Origin of the sequence: Ralstonia sp. TCR112, from assembly GCF_007997035.1 — a bacterium.
GTDB classification, from domain to species: domain Bacteria; phylum Pseudomonadota; class Gammaproteobacteria; order Burkholderiales; family Burkholderiaceae; genus Ralstonia; species Ralstonia edaphi.
The window spans coordinates 1-1,048 of record NZ_VOSS01000175.1; the positions used below are offsets into that span (position 1 = coordinate 1).

The 1,048-nt window shown below is 64.6% G+C and carries 1 protein-coding gene and 1 pseudogene; one reads left to right on the forward strand and one right to left on the reverse strand.

Features of this window, described 5'->3' with window-relative positions:
• Window positions 1-179: pseudogene (locus FUT88_RS27005) on the reverse strand (patatin-like phospholipase family protein); the annotation flags it as partial.
• A 205-nt stretch (window positions 180-384) separates the two neighbouring features.
• Here FUT88_RS27005 and gltX point away from each other — a divergent pair.
• Window positions 385-1,048: glutamate--tRNA ligase (gltX, locus tag FUT88_RS24945; RefSeq protein WP_147219212.1), on the forward strand; the 664-nt coding region annotated here is incomplete at its 3' end.

A 1,048-nucleotide genomic window follows, 5' to 3' on the forward strand; every position in this document is an offset into this window, starting at 1 on the left:
GCGCCGCCGCCCAGTGCCAATCCGATCCGCACGGGCTGTGTGGCTGGCTGGGCCGTGGGCGGCAGTACGGCCGTGGCGGGGGTGACGGGCGTTTCGCTTTTGCTGGACGAAAAGCCCGTCACGGTGCAGGCGGAGAGCATCGAGGCGCCGGCGGCGCCCAGGAAGAGGCGGCGTTGCATGAGGAGGTTGGGGCGGTTGGATATGTCGCGCAGTGATGTTCGGTCGTACCCGAGCGCGCTGCGGCCGGCCGCCATTGTGCCAAAGTTCGGCGACGGCTCGGTCAGACAGGCGCAGCTCGGTTGCTATAATTTCGGTTTTGATAGAGGCCGCTCAGGATCCGCGCTCAGGATTCGATCACGCGGCCTTATTCGTTCAGCCATTCCTATGACACAGCGCGTCCGCACTCGTTTCGCCCCCAGCCCCACCGGCTTCATCCACCTGGGCAACATCCGCTCGGCACTTTATCCGTGGGCCTTCGCACGCAAGATGAAGGGCGATTTCATCCTGCGCATCGAAGACACCGACGTGGAGCGCTCCAGCCAGGAAGCCGTCGACGTGATCCTGGAAGCGATGGCGTGGCTGGACATGGATATCGACGAAGGCCCGTTCTACCAGATGCAGCGCATGGACCGTTACCGCGCCGTGGTCGCGCAGATGGTTCAGCAGGATCTGGCTTACCCGTGCTACATGAGCACCGAAGAGCTGGATGCCCTGCGCGAGGCGCAACGCGAGCGCGGCGAGAAGCCCCGTTACGACGGCACCTGGCGCCCCATGCCCGGCAAGGTTCTGCCGACGCCGCCGGCCGGCGTGCAGCCTGTGATCCGCTTCAAGAACCCGATCGGTGGGAGCGTCGTGTGGGACGACGCAGTGAAGGGCCGCATCGAAATCTCCAACGACGAACTCGACGACCTGGTGATCGCGCGCCCCGACGGTACGCCCACGTACAACTTCTGCGTGGTCGTTGACGACATGGATATGCAGATCACCCACGTGATCCGCGGAGACGACCACGTCAACAACACCCCCCGCCAGATCAACATCCTGCGCG